The organism is Klebsiella sp. MISC125 (assembly GCF_051131775.1).
GTDB lineage: Bacteria > Pseudomonadota > Gammaproteobacteria > Enterobacterales > Enterobacteriaceae > Klebsiella.
Genome location: NZ_CP180448.1, coordinates 1,463,595 through 1,480,272, shown reverse-complemented (window position 1 = coordinate 1,480,272; position 16,678 = coordinate 1,463,595). Strand labels below are relative to the sequence as shown.

The 16,678-nt window shown below is 53.9% G+C and carries 17 protein-coding genes; 14 read left to right on the top strand and 3 right to left on the bottom strand.

Annotated features, from left to right (window positions below):
• Positions 1–439: 439 nt before the first annotated feature.
• Positions 440–1,960, bottom strand: coding sequence for an acetaldehyde dehydrogenase ExaC (gene exaC, locus ACMYSL_RS07070; RefSeq protein ID WP_181485226.1), 1,521 nt, complete (start codon positions 1,958–1,960; stop codon positions 440–442).
• 252 nt (positions 1,961–2,212) lie between these two features.
• On the opposite strand from exaC, the gene ACMYSL_RS07065 reads away from it, so the two are divergent.
• From ACMYSL_RS07065 to alaE, 5 genes are all read left to right on the top strand, one after another.
• Entirely contained in the window at positions 2,213–3,991 is a 1,779-nt protein-coding gene (locus ACMYSL_RS07065) for a sigma-54-dependent Fis family transcriptional regulator (RefSeq protein ID WP_434661964.1), read from the top strand.
• Positions 3,992–4,076: 85 nt separating this feature from the next.
• Positions 4,077–4,376, top strand: a complete 300-nt coding sequence (locus ACMYSL_RS07060; RefSeq protein ID WP_112216445.1) for an ArsR/SmtB family transcription factor — start codon at positions 4,077–4,079, stop codon at positions 4,374–4,376.
• 9 nt (positions 4,377–4,385) lie between these two features.
• On the top strand, positions 4,386–4,907 hold the full coding sequence (locus ACMYSL_RS07055) for a rhodanese family protein (protein WP_434661962.1): 522 nt from the start codon (positions 4,386–4,388) through the stop codon (positions 4,905–4,907).
• A 92-nt stretch (positions 4,908–4,999) separates the two neighbouring features.
• Positions 5,000–5,179, top strand: coding sequence for a hypothetical protein (locus ACMYSL_RS07050; RefSeq protein WP_182234315.1), 180 nt, complete (start codon positions 5,000–5,002; stop codon positions 5,177–5,179).
• Between the two features lie 538 nt (positions 5,180–5,717).
• Complete coding sequence (alaE, locus tag ACMYSL_RS07045) at positions 5,718–6,167, top strand: L-alanine exporter AlaE (protein WP_110277047.1); 450 nt, start codon at positions 5,718–5,720, stop codon at positions 6,165–6,167.
• Between the two features lie 40 nt (positions 6,168–6,207).
• Here the strand turns inward: alaE and ACMYSL_RS07040 are convergent, their stop codons facing one another.
• Positions 6,208–6,558, bottom strand: coding sequence for a DUF2002 family protein (locus tag ACMYSL_RS07040; RefSeq protein WP_110277046.1), 351 nt, complete (start codon positions 6,556–6,558; stop codon positions 6,208–6,210).
• A gap of 149 nt (positions 6,559–6,707) precedes the next feature.
• On the opposite strand from ACMYSL_RS07040, the gene ACMYSL_RS07035 reads away from it, so the two are divergent.
• Positions 6,708–7,055, top strand: coding sequence for a DUF883 family protein (locus ACMYSL_RS07035; RefSeq protein WP_110277045.1), 348 nt, complete (start codon positions 6,708–6,710; stop codon positions 7,053–7,055).
• Between the two features lie 94 nt (positions 7,056–7,149).
• Here ACMYSL_RS07035 and ACMYSL_RS07030 read toward each other — a convergent pair whose 3' ends face one another.
• On the bottom strand, positions 7,150–8,502 hold the full coding sequence (locus tag ACMYSL_RS07030) for a PLP-dependent aminotransferase family protein (protein WP_434661959.1): 1,353 nt from the start codon (positions 8,500–8,502) through the stop codon (positions 7,150–7,152).
• An 87-nt stretch (positions 8,503–8,589) separates the two neighbouring features.
• Between ACMYSL_RS07030 and ACMYSL_RS07025 the strand changes: the two genes are divergently transcribed.
• From ACMYSL_RS07025 to proX, 8 genes are all read left to right on the top strand, one after another.
• Positions 8,590–9,021 (top strand): carboxymuconolactone decarboxylase family protein, encoded by a 432-nt coding sequence (locus tag ACMYSL_RS07025; RefSeq protein WP_110277043.1) that lies wholly within the window; start codon positions 8,590–8,592, stop codon positions 9,019–9,021.
• Between the two features lie 183 nt (positions 9,022–9,204).
• The gene (gene nrdH, locus ACMYSL_RS07020) at positions 9,205–9,450 is read left to right on the top strand and encodes a glutaredoxin-like protein NrdH (protein WP_110277042.1); all 246 of its coding nucleotides are present in this window, start codon (positions 9,205–9,207) and stop codon (positions 9,448–9,450) included.
• On the top strand, positions 9,447–9,857 hold the full coding sequence (nrdI, locus tag ACMYSL_RS07015; protein ID WP_112216439.1) for a class Ib ribonucleoside-diphosphate reductase assembly flavoprotein NrdI: 411 nt from the start codon (positions 9,447–9,449) through the stop codon (positions 9,855–9,857). The genes nrdH and nrdI overlap by 4 nt, the downstream gene beginning before the upstream one ends.
• On the top strand, positions 9,830–11,974 hold the full coding sequence (gene nrdE / locus ACMYSL_RS07010; protein WP_434661956.1) for a class 1b ribonucleoside-diphosphate reductase subunit alpha: 2,145 nt from the start codon (positions 9,830–9,832) through the stop codon (positions 11,972–11,974). Before nrdI ends, nrdE begins: the two co-directional genes overlap by 28 nt.
• 10 nt (positions 11,975–11,984) lie before the next feature.
• Positions 11,985–12,947, top strand: a complete 963-nt coding sequence (gene nrdF, locus ACMYSL_RS07005; protein WP_182234325.1) for a class 1b ribonucleoside-diphosphate reductase subunit beta — start codon at positions 11,985–11,987, stop codon at positions 12,945–12,947.
• Between the two features lie 345 nt (positions 12,948–13,292).
• A complete protein-coding gene (proV, locus tag ACMYSL_RS07000; protein WP_182234327.1) occupies positions 13,293–14,498 on the top strand; it encodes a glycine betaine/L-proline ABC transporter ATP-binding protein ProV in 1,206 nt (401 codons plus the stop codon).
• On the top strand, positions 14,491–15,555 hold the full coding sequence (gene proW, locus ACMYSL_RS06995) for a glycine betaine/L-proline ABC transporter permease ProW (RefSeq protein WP_434661953.1): 1,065 nt from the start codon (positions 14,491–14,493) through the stop codon (positions 15,553–15,555). Before proV ends, proW begins: the two co-directional genes overlap by 8 nt.
• Before the next feature lie 62 nt (positions 15,556–15,617).
• Entirely contained in the window at positions 15,618–16,613 is a 996-nt protein-coding gene (gene proX / locus ACMYSL_RS06990) for a glycine betaine/L-proline ABC transporter substrate-binding protein ProX (RefSeq protein ID WP_434661951.1), read from the top strand.
• The last annotated feature ends 65 nt before the right edge of the window (positions 16,614–16,678 follow it).

The following is a 16,678-nucleotide window of genomic DNA, read 5'->3' as shown; positions in this document are numbered from 1 at the left end:
CAAAAACAATTCGCAATATTTTGTTATGTTAATGAAATGGTGTTTTATTTTACATAATAAAAGAATATTAAACACATCCCGATAATTGTTAATTAATGCAACCAAGAATCCCAATACAGCAACAGAAAAAAGCAACAATAACACACATAAATTAACACCAGAAGGCGGTTTAACCTCAGCATATAGTTATCATTTAGCTAAACAGGAATAGAACTCATCAAATATTAGGATAAATCTTAGAGTGAATTTTCATCTTATTTTCATCACCGAAATAACAATAATCACGCTAATCAATAATAATCTTTAATATGGAGGGGATGGTTATTTCGAATGAAGCCCATCAGTGAAATGAAATATAATTAACCACATTTACTTCAGGGAATAAAAACCCGTAATCTCTTATTAAGATTACGGGTTACCTTAATTAAGGGCTATTCGGTCAGAACAGACCCAACGGTGCGGTACCGTAGCTCACCAGCAGGTTCTTCGTCTGCTGGTAGGCATTAAGGGCCATTTTATGCGTTTCGCGCCCAACGCCAGACTGTTTGTAACCGCCGAAGGCCGCGTGCGCCGGGTAGATATGGTAGCAGTTAGTCCACACGCGACCGGCTTTAATGCCGCGCCCCATGCGATACGCCAGATTGGTATCCCGCGTCCAGACGCCAGCGCCGAGACCAAACTGGGTCTGGTTGGCAATAGACAGCGCCTCCGCTTCATCTTTAAAGGTGGTGACGCCGATAACCGGGCCAAAGATCTCCTCCTGGAAGCTGCGCATATCGTTACGGCCCTGAATCAGCGTCGGCTGAATATAGAAACCGTTATCCAGTTCGGCGGAGATACTGGCGCGTTCGCCCCCGGTCAGGATCTTGCCGCCTTCGTCGCGGGCGATCTTGATATAAGAAAGGATCTTATCGAACTGCTGACGCGATGCCTGAGCACCAATCATGGTGTCAGTATCAAACGGATCGCCGCGGCGAATCTGCGCCACTTTCGCCATTACCCGTTGCATAAAGGGTTCGTAAATAGACTCCTGAATCAGCGCGCGGGACGGACAGGTACAGACCTCACCCTGGTTAAAGAAGCCCAGCACCAGGCCTTCAACCGCCTTCTCGATAAACTCCTCTTCGCCTTCCATCACGTCGGCAAAATAGATATTCGGCGACTTACCGCCAAGCTCGACGGTACAAGGTATGATGTTCTCAGCGGCGCAGGCCATGATATGGCGGCCAACCGGCGTTGAACCGGTGAACGCAATCTTAGCAATACGTTTGCTGGTCGCCAGCGCTTCACCCGCCTCTTTACCAAAGCCCTGCACCACGTTGAGTACCCCCGCCGGGAACAGATCGCCAATGATCTCCAGCAGCAGAGTAATACCCAGCGGCGTCTGCTCAGCGGGTTTCAGCACTACGCAGTTACCGGCCGCGAGCGCCGGAGCCAGCTTCCAGGCGGCCATCAGCAGCGGAAAGTTCCACGGAATAATTTGCCCGACCACGCCTAGTGGTTCATGGAAGTGGTAGGCCACGGTAGTCTCGTCGATCTCCGCCGTACTCCCCTCCTGCGCGCGCAGGCAGCCGGCAAAATAGCGGAAGTGATCGACCGCCAGCGGCAGGTCGGCGTTAAGGGTCTCGCGGATTGGTTTGCCGTTATCCCAACTCTCCGCCACCGCCAGATATTCCAGGTTAGCCTCGATACGATCGGCGACCTGCAGCAGCAAATTAGCGCGATGCTGAGCCGAGGTTTTGCCCCAGGCATCGGCGGCCCGGTGCGCCGCATCAAGGGCCAGGTCGATATCTTTGGCATCAGAACGCGGGAACTGCCCAATATCGCTACCATCGACCGGGGAGGTATTCATAAAGAATTCGCCGCCGATCGGTTCAATAAATTTACCGTCAATAAAGTTACCGTAAGCAGACTTCAGTGAAACCAAAGCGCCCGGCGTGCCAGGATGTGCATAACGCATCGCGAATCTCCTTCATGTAGGGTTGAGGCGCAGCGGCATATTAGTTTTGTACGATCGCTCACTGCACCTGAAGGCTATTGCAGGGGTTATGCCACTTTTCCTGTTTCTTAAAACTTATTTATATTCAATAGATTAAATACTCACTCCATTTTTCTGTTGCGCCGATTTTTTCTTATGTGTCGCAAATCGCAACATCAAATAAACCACATAGCTACAATATTGCAACACAACTAAACCGCCATGAGGTGTCACGTGCGAGGAAATCCGTTTTCCCTGACGTCGGAGGTCAAAGCGAGCCCGCTGCTGAGCGATTCCTGGTGTCGCAGCCAACGCTATGGCCTCGACCCCACCACGGATGACTTTCCTCGCTTGCACGCTAGCGAACTGGCCGACAGACTTGCCAGCCATCACCGCATACAAAGGCTGACGCAGCCGGTGGTCAATGGACTATCAGGCAAGGTTAGCGACCTGCAATCGGTGGTGATTCTCTCCGATGCCAGCGGCCTGGTCCTACAAACCTTCGGCAACCTGGATGCCATGCAGAAGGCACAGCGCTTTGCCTTGGCCCCGGGAAATCTGTGGAGCGAGAGCGGGCGCGGCACCAATGCCATAGGCACCGCGCTGGCGATTGACGACTGCTGCGAAATCGATGGTCGTCAGCATTTCCTGACCAGCAATCAGGGGCTTTATTGCGCCGCCGTGCCGCTGCAAAGCCCCGACGGACAAATTGCAGGCGTGCTGGATATCTCCGGCCCGGCCCACTATCCGCATACCCAGACCATGGTCTGGGTAAAAGGCGCGGCGAAACAGATAGAATATCTGTGGGTCAAACAGAGCCTGCATCCGCAGCAGTGGCTGATGAGTCTGCATTCCCGGGTCGAAAAACTCGACAGCGTAGAGGAGTTGCTGCTGATTTTTACCGATAATGTGCTGACCGCAGGTAACCGGCTGGCGATGCGCGAACTCCGCCTCAACGCGGCGCAGTTTGGGCACATCACCTTCCAGCAGCTTTTCCCCCAACTTCAGCAAACCGCCGTCAGCGTACCGCTACCGTTCACCACTGGACGTCAGAACTACTACTACCGCTTACGCGCGCCAAATCGCACCAGCGTGGCAATGCCAGAGCGGCCAACTATCAACTACCCCTTCTCCATTCAGCATGAAGGCGAAAAGCTGGTCCGCCTGCTTAACGCCGGAATTGGCTTGTGTATTGAAGGAGAGACCGGCTGCGGCAAAGAGTACGTCAGCCGTATGATTCACCAGCACAGTCGCTGGCACAGCGGTAAATTCGTCGCCATCAACTGCGCCGCTATTCCCGAATCACTGATTGAATCCGAGCTGTTTGGCTATCAGCCTGGTGCTTTTACGGGTGCCAACAAGAACGGTTATATCGGCAAGATTCGCGAGGCCGACGGCGGCGTGCTGTTTCTCGATGAGATTGGCGATATGCCATTAGCCCTACAGACCCGGCTGCTGCGGATCCTTCAGGAGAAAGAAGTGACACCGCTTGGCGCCAGCCAGAGTTCACCGGTCAACTTCGCGGTAATTTGCGCCACTCACCGCAACCTGGCCCAACGCGTCGACGAAGGCACCTTCCGCGAAGACCTGCTCTATCGACTGCGCGAATATGCCCTGACGCTGCCGCCGCTGCGCGCCTGGACTGAACTACCTGCATTTATACAGCAGCTGTGGCGGGATCTGGGCGGAGAAAAACGACGGGTCACCCTAACACCTGAACTATGCGAACACCTGGCGGCGCTGCCGTGGCCGGGAAACATTCGTCAGTTGCAAAGCCTGATGAGGGTACTGCTGGCGCTGGCCGAAGATGGTGAGAGGTTGGGGATCAATGCCCTGCCCAATGAATATCGTACCCACTCCGTCGCCCACGTACCGCGCGGGCTTCAACAGCATGATGCCCAGTTGATTGCCGACACCCTGGCAAGCTATAACGGCAACATCAGCAAAGCCGCACAGGCGTTAGGCGTGGCGCGCAGTACCTTGTATCGTCGCGCCGCCCGTCGTGGCAATTAACCTTTCGAGACTTTCCCCGTTATGGGGCTGGCGCATAGTTTCCTTTTATTTTAGAATTATCTAAATTTAGAAAAGACTAAAATAAATGAATACACCCGAACAGCTACAGACCAGCGCCGGGGAAGCCGCCGCCCTGTTGAAAGCCATGAGTCACCCCAGCAGGCTATTGATTCTGTGCATGCTTTGCGAAACCCCGCACACCAGTGCTGGTGAGCTTGCGCGGATCACCGGCCTGAGCCCCTCGGCAACCTCACAACATCTCACCCGTATGCGCGACGAAGGGCTTATCGGCAGCGAACGCCAGGCGCAGCGAATTCACTACTTCATCACCCAGCCTGCGGTTCAGCAAATCGTCGCTACGCTAAAATCCATCTATTGTCCTTAAGGAACGTTCATGACAATCGCCACTCTTTCCCCTACAGAAGCTCAGATGCTCATCGCCCAGGGTGCACGGCTGGTCGACATCCGCGATGCTGATGAGTACGCCCGCGAGCATATCCCTGAAGCTGAACTGGTGCCGCTGAGTACGCTGAACAACGGAGCTTCGCTGCACGCAAGCGCTGACGAGACGATCGTATTTCACTGCCAGGCGGGCTCGCGTACCCAGAATAATGCCGCTCGTCTGGCGCAAGCTGCCGCTCCGGCGCAGGTAAAACTGCTGGCGGGAGGAATTCAGGCATGGAAAGCAGCGGGGCTGCCGGTGCAAGAGGACAAGTCGCAGCCGCTGCCGCTGATGCGTCAGGTGCAAATCGCCGCGGGCGTGCTGATTTTACTCGGCGTGGCGTTGGGCTATTCCCTCGGCAGCGGCTTTTTTCTGCTCAGCGCATTCGTCGGGGCCGGTTTAACCTTCGCCGGAGTGACTGGTTTTTGCGGTATGGCGCGTCTGCTGGCGGTGATGCCGTGGAACCGTCGTTAACGTCTACCTCTTTCGGCCAGTTGTTTGCGGCTCTTTTGCTGAGCTATGGTTATTAGCAGCAATAACTTTTATCAGCACAAAGGAGAAGAACCATGTTTTCAGTTGGCGATCTGGTACAACCGCGTTCAGGCGGGCCAAAATTGAAGGTTGTGGAAGTCCATGACGATCAAATTGTTGCCGTTCAGGCGAGTAATGAGCAAGGTGAGAAATACACGCTGAAGTCGGTCGACGTTACGGCTTATAAAGAAGATGGTGATTTTGGCGTGTGCTAATCAAATCCGTAAAGACCACGGTGGGGTTCCCCACCGTTTTCAATATTACATTTCCAGCGTTTAGATAATTCAGGAAATATCGCCAGTAGAGAATCAAAACGCTGCCGATGCTCGCAAAGAATAGTCATGCACGAAATACGAATAGTCACCCAACGGCCTAAACAGCACGTCATGCTACATTAAAACCAAATCACGCATAAAAAACTCCGAAAGTGACACAAATCACATCAGGACGCGATCCCGTCGCAAAGTCGGCCATTACTAAACGTTACCGATCTCACTCTTATTACGTAAACATTAATTATCTAATTGATAAATAAAACAAAAAACACCAAAGAGAACAAAAGTAGCGTAACGGACAAAAAACAGCCTGATGCAGAGTATTTTATCGACAAAAAGCCATTAAATAAAAATTTATAGCTAGTTGCCACTTTTAATGCAGAGATATAATCTACGCACATCAAAACAGACAGCCCAAAAACGCTAATTAACTGCGAATATTTTGGCTTTATTGACTTTAATTTCGAGGAGCATACCGATGTTCTCTGCGCAGTCCCGCTTGCGTCACGCGGTAGCAGACACCTTTGCGATGGTGGTTTACTGCACCGTTGTAAACATGATGATCGAAATTTTTCTCTCCGGCATGTCCTTCCAGCAGTCATTATCGTCGCGACTGGTCGCGATTCCGGTAAACATTATTATTGCGGTACCTTACGGTTTTTACCGTGATTTCGCCATGCGCCAGGCGCGTCGCATCAGCCCATCTGGGTGGATGAAGAATATTGCTGACGTGATTGCCTATGTGACATTTCAGTCACCGGTATACGTGGCGATTCTGTTGGTTGTTGGTGCTGAATGGCAGCAAATTGCCGCGGCGGTCAGTTCAAATATCGTGGTATCAATGCTGATGGGTGCGGCGTACGGCTATTTCCTTGATTACTGCCGCCGCCTGTTCCGCGTGAGTCCTTACCAGCAGGCTAAAGCCTGAGTCATTCAAAAAAGCGACTGGTTACGCCAGCCGCTTTTTTTCAACTATATTGCGCCTCGCCAAATAGGCCATTCAGGAAACGCTCAAGCGCCATGCGCGAACTAAAACCGTGTGGAATACCATAATGCTGCTGGACATCGCCCGCTAAATACAACGGAAACTGCTCGTAATGATCGCAGGTTTTAATATCCGATGCAGGATCCGACAGCGTCGTACTACGTTCTTTTAACGCAGGATGAATAATTAACGCGGTACGCCCCATACGAGCTTCACGGTTCACATAAACATAATCATCGCCACGACGATATCCATACGCCTTTTGCGTCACAACATCCATGGTGAAGCCGGATTTTTCAAGAACACGCGCCACCTCATCGGGTCTTAAATACATACTGATTCCTCGTTATCTTTCACCGCACGTCAACCTTACCTTATTCATTAAAGACAACGCTTTCGGATAATTCCATAAACCACCTCCTACAGCATAATTCGAAATCGTGTCCTACACTTTAAGACTCAATGGAACTAAGGGAGAAACTCATGGCCAATCGAGCAAACCGCAACAACGTAGAAGACAGCGCTGAAGATATTCATAACGATGTCAGCCAATTAGCGGATACGCTGGAAGAGGTGCTGAAATCGTGGGGCAGCGATGCGAAGGACGAAGCCGAGACCGCGCGTAAAAAAGCCCAGGCGCTTCTGAAAGAGACTCGCGCCCGCCTTAACGGTAATAATCGCGTACAGCAGGCCGCGCGTGATGCTGTGGGCTGCGCCCGCGATGTGGCCGGAAGCGCTGACAGCTACGTGAGAGACAAACCGTGGCAAAGCGTCGGTGCCGCAGCCGCCGTTGGGGTATTTATTGGCGTATTGCTGAATTTGCGCCGATAATCTAATCGCCAGACCAATGAAGATAACAAATACGCGTCTACCCCTGCATACCCCGGTATGCAGGGGTTTTTATTACCCTAAGAATTTTATTACCCTAAGAAAACAGCGCTAACCTGAGCTGACGGACCACATCGATAGCCCTCTCTGCCGACGTCAGATTGGTAAAACTCATCAGCAGCCCCTTCTCCCCCTGGCTATCAATTCGCCAGTCGCTCAGCGCCTGCACCGCCAGACCGGCTTGCCTGCCGCGCAGGGCCAACTGACGATCGTCCCCCTCAACGTTAACCACCATCTGAATCCCGCCCAGTTGGGGAACCGCCGAAAATCCCTGCTCCCGCAGCGCCGACTCCAGCCACTGGCGGCGCTGCGCATAGCTGGCGCGCATTTTCTTCAGATGACGCCAGAAATGGCCCTCGCGGATAAAATCGGCCAGCGCCTGCTGCCATAGCGTCGGCACGCTACAGCTCATCAGCGCGGCCTGTTCACGAAACTGCACCACGAGCGGTTCCGGTACCACCAGCCAGGCGGCGCGCAGTGCCGGAAAAAATGATTTACTGAACGCCCCGGCGTAGATGACCCGTTGCGGGGCGTCGAGGCTTTTTAGCGGCGGTAGCGGCTTACCGTGATAGCGAAACTCACTATCGTAGTCATCCTCGATAATCCACGCGTCGTTCTGCGCCGCCCATTGCAATAGCTGCCTGCGCCTGGCCAACGATAGCGCAACACCGAGCGGACTTTGGTGAGCGGGAGTCAGCAGAGCAAAATGCGCATCCGGATAGTGCTGCTGCGCCCAGGCGATATCCATCCCCTCATCGTCAACCGGGACGGGATTTATCTTTACCCCTTCCCCACTCACGATGGGTCGGATCAGCGGAAACCCAGGGTCCTCCATCCACATGTTCTGGCCCGGTCGGGCCAGGGTGCGCAGGATAAGGCGCATTGATGCAGCATAGCTACCGGTTACCAACACCTGCTCAGGCCGACACTCAATACTGCGCGATAGACGTAAATAATCAACGATGGCCCGGCGCAGGATCATCTCGCCGCTTGGATCACCGGGAGCAAGATCAAAGCGCGTTTGCGTGCGCAGCCGTCGGCCCATCACCCTCGCCCACAGCCCGCGAGGAAACAGATCGAGCGCCGGGAGCCCAAGTTGAAACGGCAGCGGTGCCGTCGGTTCGTCGCCCGCACCAGGCTGTACAGGAGCGCTTTGCTGCGGGCTGAGACGCTCGCTGACAAAGGTCCCCGCCTGCCCGCGCCGCTCCAGCCAGCCCTGCGCCACCAACTCACCCCAGGCGTTTTCTATCGTCGCCCTCGACACACCGAGCTCCTGCGCATAGACCCGACTCGCCGGCAGCCTGCTGCCTGGCATCAGTTCGCCACTCTCAATGGCCGATTTAAGCTGTCGGGCAATACGCTGATAGTGCGGGAGTTTTTTGGTATTCATTATGGTCTGCTTTTTTCATCACAATATGGCTATCTTATGCAGTCCATTATAGTGCTATTTTGCTGACGTCTTAATGAGGAGAGTAAAATGACCACACTACGTCAGCCGTACAATGAACTGAGCCCGGAAGTCTATAACGCACTGGTGCAGGCGAGCATTGCGCTGGAAAAAAGCGAACTGGGCAACACGTTGATAGAACTGGTTTATTTGCGGGTGTCGCAAATAAACGGCTGCGCCTTCTGTCTGGAGATGCATAGCAAAGCGCTGCGCAAGTCCGGCGTGGCGCAGAACAAATTAGACGCCCTGGCAGGCTGGCGAGTCAGCGCTCACTTCAGCGATGCCGAACGCGCGGCGCTGGCGTGGGCTGAATCGGTCACCCATATCGCCGAAAGCCATGCCGAAGATGATGTTTATCTGCCGCTGCTGGAGCATTTTAGCGCCCGACAGATTAGCGATTTGACTTTCGCCATCAGCCTGATGAACGCCTTTAACCGCCTTGCAGTGAGCATGCGCCTGTAATTTCACGACAAAAAAATCTGCCCCCCGCTGATACCTTTAGTGGGGGTTACTTTTTGCAAAAACCATATATATTGAGTTGTTGAACTTTTAAATAACTACATCTAGTATTTCCCTCAACGATAACCCATAACGCACGACGTCATTTTTTGCGCCGTGTTGTTATCTTAAATGGAAATACGAATCATGCGCATTACTATTTACACTAAAAACGACTGCGTGCAATGCCATGCCACTAAACGGGCCATGGAAACCCGCGGGTTTGAATTCGACATGGTCAACATCGACCACCATCCTGAAGCCGTCGATATGCTGCGCGAGCAGGGCTTCCGCCAGCTGCCGGTAGTGATTGCCGGGGAAACCCGCTGGTCCGGCTTCCGCCCGGACATGATTAACCGCCTGCGCCCGGCAACCTCAGCGGCCAGCGTATGAGCCTGATCGTCTACTTTTCCAGCAGTTCCGAAAACACGCATCGGTTCGTCCAGCGTCTGGGGCTGCCCGCGGTGCGTATTCCGCTTAACGAGCGGGAGCGCATCCAGGTAGACGAACCCTATATTCTCATCGTCCCCAGCTACGGTGGCGGCGGCACGGCGGGCGCGGTTCCGCGACAGGCGATCCGTTTTCTTAACGATCCGCATAATCGCCAGTTGATTCGCGGCGTGATTGCCGCGGGTAACCGTAACTTCGGCGACGCCTATGGCCGCGCTGGCGACGTTATCAAGCAAAAATGCGGCGTACCGTACCTCTATCGCTTTGAGCTGATGGGCACCCCACAAGACGTCGACAACGTGCGTAAAGGAGTAAGCGAATTTTGGCAACGACAACCGCAGAACGTGTAACCACCGGGGCACCTGACTTCCACGCCCTCAACGCGATGCTGAATTTGTACGACAGCAACGGTCGCATCCCGTTTGAAAAGGACCATCAGGCGGTAGAGGCGTTTATGGCCAGCCACGTTGAGCCAAATACCGTGCCTTTCGCCAGCCAGGGTGACAAGCTGACGTGGCTGGTCGCCGAAGGCTATTACGATGCAAAAGTGCTGGCCCGCTACGACAGGCAGTTTATTCTTGAGCTGTTCGCCCATGCGCAGAGCTACGGTTTTCGCTTCCAGACGTTTCTCGGCGCATGGAAGTTCTATACCAGCTACACGCTGAAAACCTTCGATGGCAAGCGCTACCTTGAAGACTTTGCCGACCGTACCTGCATGGTGGCCCTGAGTCTGGCGCAGGGCAACGAGGCGCTGGCGCATCAATTGACCGATGAGATCCTTTCCGGGCGCTTTCAGCCCGCTACGCCGACGTTTCTTAACGCCGGTAAACAGCAGCGCGGCGAGCTGGTCTCCTGCTTCCTGCTGCGTATTGAAGACAACATGGAATCCATTGGTCGCGCGGTCAACTCAGCGCTACAGCTGTCAAAACGCGGCGGCGGTGTGGCATTTCTGCTCTCTAACCTGCGCGAAGCTGGTGCACCGATCAAGCGTATCGAGAACCAGTGCTCCGGCGTGGTGCCGGTAATGAAAATGCTGGAAGATGCCTTCTCCTATGCCAACCAGCTTGGCGCGCGTCAGGGGGCCGGAGCGGTCTATCTGCATGCCCATCATCCGGATATCCTGCGTTTTCTTGATACCAAACGCGAAAATGCCGATGAGAAAATCCGCATTAAAACGCTCTCCCTCGGAGTCGTCATCGCGGATATCACCTTCCAGCTCGCGAAAGAAGATGCGCAGATGGCGCTGTTCTCGCCCTATGACGTCGAGCGTCTGTACGGTAAACCGTTTGGCGATATTGCGGTGAGCGAGATGTACGAGCAGTTGGTTGCCGACGAGCGGGTAAGCAAGCGCTGGATCCGCGCCCGCGAGCTGTTCCAGCGGCTGGCGGAAATTCAGTTTGAGTCAGGCTATCCGTACATCATGTTTGAAGATACGGTCAATCGCGCGAACCCGATTGCCGGGCGCATTAATATGAGCAACCTGTGCTCGGAGATATTGCAGGTCAATACCCCCTCTACGTTTGATGAAAATCTGGATTACGCCAGCATCGGCCGGGATATCTCGTGCAACCTCGGTTCGCTGAATATCGCCCACACCATGGACTCCCCTGACTTCGCCCGCACGGTAGAGGTGGCAGTGCGCGGTCTGACGGCGGTGTCCGACATGAGCGATATCCGCTCTGTGCCGTCGGTAGCGGCGGGCAATGCCGCGTCTCATGCCATCGGTCTGGGGCAGATGAATCTGCACGGTTATCTGGCGCGGGAAGGCATTGCCTACGGCAGCGAAGAGGGATTGGATTTTACCAACCTCTATTTCTATACCATCACCTGGCACGCGCTGCGCACCTCGATGCTGATGGCCCGCGAACGGGGTGAGCATTTTGCCGGGTTCGAGCAGTCGCGTTACGCCAGCGGCGACTATTTCCAGCAATATCTTGAGGGTGACTGGCAGCCGAAAACGGCGAAAGTTCGCGAGCTGTTCGTCCGTTCGGGTATTCGCCTGCCCGACCGCGATATGTGGCGGCAGCTGCGCGATGACGTGATGCGCTACGGTATCTACAATCGCAACCTGCAGGCGGTGCCGCCGACGGGGTCCATTTCATACATTAACCACGCGACCTCCAGCATCCACCCGATCGTGTCGAAGATAGAGATCCGCAAAGAGGGGAAAACCGGACGCGTTTACTACCCTGCTCCGTTTATGACCAACGACAATCTGGCGCTGTATCAGGATGCCTATGAAATTGGGCCGCAGAAAATCATCGATACCTACGCCGAGGCGACGCGTCATGTCGATCAGGGGCTGTCGCTGACCCTGTTCTTCCCCGATACCGCCACCACCCGCGATATCAATAAAGCGCAAATCTACGCGTGGAAGAAAGGCATCAAAACGCTGTATTACATCCGTCTGCGCCAGCTGGCGCTGGAAGGTACCGAAATCGAAGGCTGCGTGTCCTGCGCGCTGTAAGGAGAACAGGATGACCCATTTATCGCGCATTAGCGCCATCAACTGGAACAAGATTGAGGACGACAAGGATCTGGAGGTCTGGAACCGGTTGACCAGCAACTTCTGGCTGCCGGAGAAGGTGCCGCTATCCAACGATATTCCGGCCTGGCAAACGCTTACCCCGGTAGAACAGCAGCTGACGATTCGCGTATTCACCGGACTAACGCTGCTGGATACCATTCAAAACACCGTCGGCGCTCCGGCGCTGATGGCCGATGCCCTCACCCCGCACGAAGAAGCGGTGCTGTCGAACGTTAGCTTTATGGAGGCGGTGCACGCTCGCTCCTACAGTTCGATTTTTTCCACCCTTTGCCAGACCAAAGACGTGGATGCCGCGTACGCGTGGAGCGAACAAAACGCGCCATTGCAGCGCAAAGCGCAGTTGATGCTGGAGTTCTATCAGGACAATGAACCGCTGAAGAAGAAAATCGCCAGCGTATTTCTTGAATCCTTCCTCTTCTATTCTGGCTTCTGGCTGCCGATGTATTTCTCCAGCCGGGGAAAAATGACCAACACCGCCGATCTTATTCGCCTGATTATCCGCGATGAAGCGGTACATGGTTACTATATCGGCTACAAATTCCAGAAAGGGTTGGAGATTGTCAGTGCCGAAAAGCGCGAAGAGCTCAAAAATTTCGCCCTCGACCTGCTAATGGATCTCTACGATAACGAGCTGGCCTATACCCGCGAACTGTACGCCGACAGCGACTGGATTGAGGAGGTTAACGCCTTCCTGTGCTACAACGCCAATAAGGCGCTGATGAACCTCGGTTACGAAGCGCTGTTCCCGGCAGAAATGGCCGCCGTCAACCCGACCATCCTCGCAGCCCTTTCGCCGAATGCCGACGAAAATCACGACTTTTTCTCCGGTTCCGGATCGTCGTATGTGATGGGAAAAGCAGAAGAAACCGTCGACGACGATTGGGACTTTTAACCTTACTTTCACCAGGAATATATCAACATATTTCCTGGTGATTTATTTCACATTATTCGTTTTCACCTCACTCAATATCTTTCAGTCATCACCGCGTCATATTCAACAGAATCTTGTCGATTTCAGGCGAAATTATCGCAACATAACCAAAAAATATTAGTTGTCAGCAATTCACGCTCAGCCCTTATATCACGGGGGATGCGCTGGAATCCTCTCGTTTGAATTTCCGCCGTAAATCAACATAAAGGGTTGTCTCAGATTCTCAGTATGTTAGGGTGTAAAAAAGCAATTATCTCCACCAGGTACTATATCGATATAAATAAATTACAGGAAACTTTCTATTGCATGGCAATTAAATTAGAAATCAAGAATCTCTATAAAATATTTGGCGAGCACCCACAGCGGGCTTTCAAATATATCGAAAAAGGATTATCGAAAGAGCAAATACTGGAAAAAACGGGACTTTCGCTTGGCGTAAAAGACGCCAATCTGACCATTGAAGAAGGCGAGATATTCGTCATCATGGGGCTCTCCGGCTCGGGGAAATCTACCATGGTTCGCCTTCTCAATCGCCTGATTGAACCCACCCGTGGACAGGTGCTGATCGATGGCGTTGATATCGCCAAAATCTCAGAGGCCGAGCTCCGCGAGGTGCGCAGAAAAAAGATTGCAATGGTATTTCAATCGTTTGCCCTGATGCCGCATATGACCGTGCTCGACAACGCCGCTTTCGGCATGGAGCTGGCCGGCGTTTCGCCTCAAGAACGCCAGGAGAAAGCGCTGGATGCGCTGCGTCAGGTGGGCCTGGAAAACTATGCTCACTCTTACCCGGATGAACTCTCCGGCGGGATGCGTCAGCGCGTTGGTCTGGCCCGCGCGCTGGCCATTAACCCCGATATCCTGTTAATGGATGAGGCCTTCTCAGCCCTCGACCCATTAATTCGCACCGAAATGCAGGATGAGCTAACCAAATTACAGGCAAAGCATCAGCGCACCGTGGTATTTATTTCCCACGATCTCGATGAAGCAATGCGCATTGGCGATCGCATTGCCATTATGCAAAATGGCGAAGTGGTCCAGGTCGGTACACCAGATGAAATACTGAATAACCCGGCCAATGATTATGTCCGCACCTTCTTCCGCGGCGTCGATATTAGCCAGGTATTTAGCGCCAAGGATATTGCCCGCCGTCGTCCGGTTGGTCTGATTCGTAAAACGCCAGGTTTCGGCCCGCGTTCGGCGTTGAAATTATTGCAAGATGAAGACTGCGAATATGGCTATGTCATAGAACGCGGTAATAAGTTTGTTGGCATTGTCTCCATTGATTCACTGAAGGCCGCGCTGAGCGAAGGTCAGGGAATCGATGCGGCGTTAATTGACTCCCCGCAAGCGGTGGATGCACAAACGCCGCTCAGCGACCTGCTCTCCCACGTCGGCCATGCACCTTGCGCGGTGCCGGTTGTGGACGAAGGGCAACAGTACATCGGCATCATTTCCAAACGTATGCTGCTGCAGGCTTTAGATCGCGAGGGGGCAAACAATAATGGCTGATCAATCTAACCCGTGGGACACCGCACCGGCGGCGGATAGCGCGTCGCAATCCGCTGATGCCTGGGGCACATCAACACCCGCCCCGGCCGATAGCGGCGGTGCCGACTGGCTGAGCAGCGCACCCGCGCCGCAGCCGGAACACTTCAATATTATGGATCCGTTCCATAAAACGCTTATTCCGCTTGATAGCTGGGTCACGCACGGTATCGACTGGATAGTGATGCACTTTCGCCCGCTGTTTCAGGGGATCCGCGTACCGGTGGATTACATCCTGAGCGCTTTTCAGCAGCTCTTGCTGGGGATGCCTGCGCCGGTCGCGATTATTATTTTCTCGCTGATTGCCTGGCAGATCTCCAGCGTCGGTATGGGTGCCGCAACGCTGATTTCGCTTATTGCTATCGGGGCCATCGGCGCCTGGTCGCAGGCTATGGTGACTCTGGCGCTGGTGCTGACCGCACTGCTGTTTTGTATGTTAATCGGCCTGCCGCTGGGGATTTGGCTGGCCCGTAGCCCGCGGGCGGCAAAAATTATTCGCCCGCTGCTCGATGCGATGCAAACCACTCCGGCATTTGTCTATCTGGTGCCGATCGTGATGCTGTTCGGTATCGGTAACGTTCCGGGCGTGGTGGTGACCATTATCTTCGCCCTGCCGCCGATTGTTCGTCTGACGATTCTGGGGATTAACCAGGTGCCTGCGGATCTGATTGAAGCTTCTCGCTCCTTCGGCGCCAGCCCGCGTCAGCTTCTGTTCAAGGTTCAGCTACCTCTGGCTATGCCGACCATTATGGCCGGGGTCAACCAGACGCTGATGCTGGCCTTGTCGATGGTGGTTATTGCTTCGATGATCGCCGTTGGCGGCCTTGGCCAAATGGTACTACGCGGCATTGGTCGCCTGGATATGGGTCTGGCGACCGTTGGCGGCGTCGGCATTGTTATCCTCGCCATCATTCTCGACCGCCTGACTCAGGCCTTCGGGCGCGACTCGCGCAGTCGCGGCAACCGCCGCTGGTACACCACCGGCCCACTGGGGTTTATCACTCGCCCTTTCTGTAAATAAGAGCACATCCCCCCGGCAGTCGGGGGGATGGACTTCCCTTCTGATAAATAAAAGGAACAACGATGCGACATACCGCGATTCTTGCCACAGCGTTTACCGCCCTCATTTCCACCACCGCCTTCGCCGTGGACCTGCCAGGTAAAGGCATTACCGTGAAACCGGCACAGAGCACCATTTCGGAAGAGACCTTCCAGACCCTGCTGGTCAGCCGCGCGCTGGAAAAGCTGGGCTATACCGTCGAGAAGCCGAGCGAAGTCGACTATAACGTCGCCTACACCTCTATCGCCGCAGGTGATACCACCTACATCGCCACCAACTGGAAACCACTGCACGATGATATGTACGCAGCCGCCGGTGGCGATAAGAAATTTTATCGTGAAGGGGTATTTGTTACCGGTGCCGCACAGGGTTATCTGATCGACAAGAAAACCGCCGAGCAGTACAACATTAAATCTATCGACCAGCTAAAAGATCCGAAAATTGCCAAACTGTTTGATACCAACGGTGATGGCAAAGCCGATATGACCGGCTGTACGCCGGGCTGGGGCTGTGAAGCGGTCATTAATCACCAGATTGATGCTTACGGTCTGAGCAACACGGTCGTGCATAACCAGGGCAACTATGCGGCGATGATGGCCGATACTATTGCGCGTTATAAAGAAGGCAAACCGGTGCTTTATTACACCTGGACGCCTTACTGGGTTAGCGACGTGCTGAAACCGGGTAAAGATGTCGTCTGGTTACAGGTACCGTTCTCCTCCCTGCCGGGCGAGCAGAAGGATATCGACACCAAGCTGCCGAACGGTATGAACTACGGCTTCCCGGTTAACACCATGCACATCGTGGCAAACAAAGTCTGGGCTGAGAAAAACCCGGCGGCGGCGAAGCTGTTTAGCACCATGAAGCTGCCGATTGCCGACATCAACGCCGAGAATGCGATGATGCATGCCGGTCACGGTTCAGAAGCGGATATTCAGGGCCACGTCGACGGCTGGATTAAAGCCCACCAGCAACAGTTTGACGGCTGGGTGAATGAAGCGCTGGCTGCGCAGAAATAATCCCCCCTCTTTTAGGGTATTCCCGGAGGCGATGCTGCGCATCTGTCCGGGCTACAAAACCCACA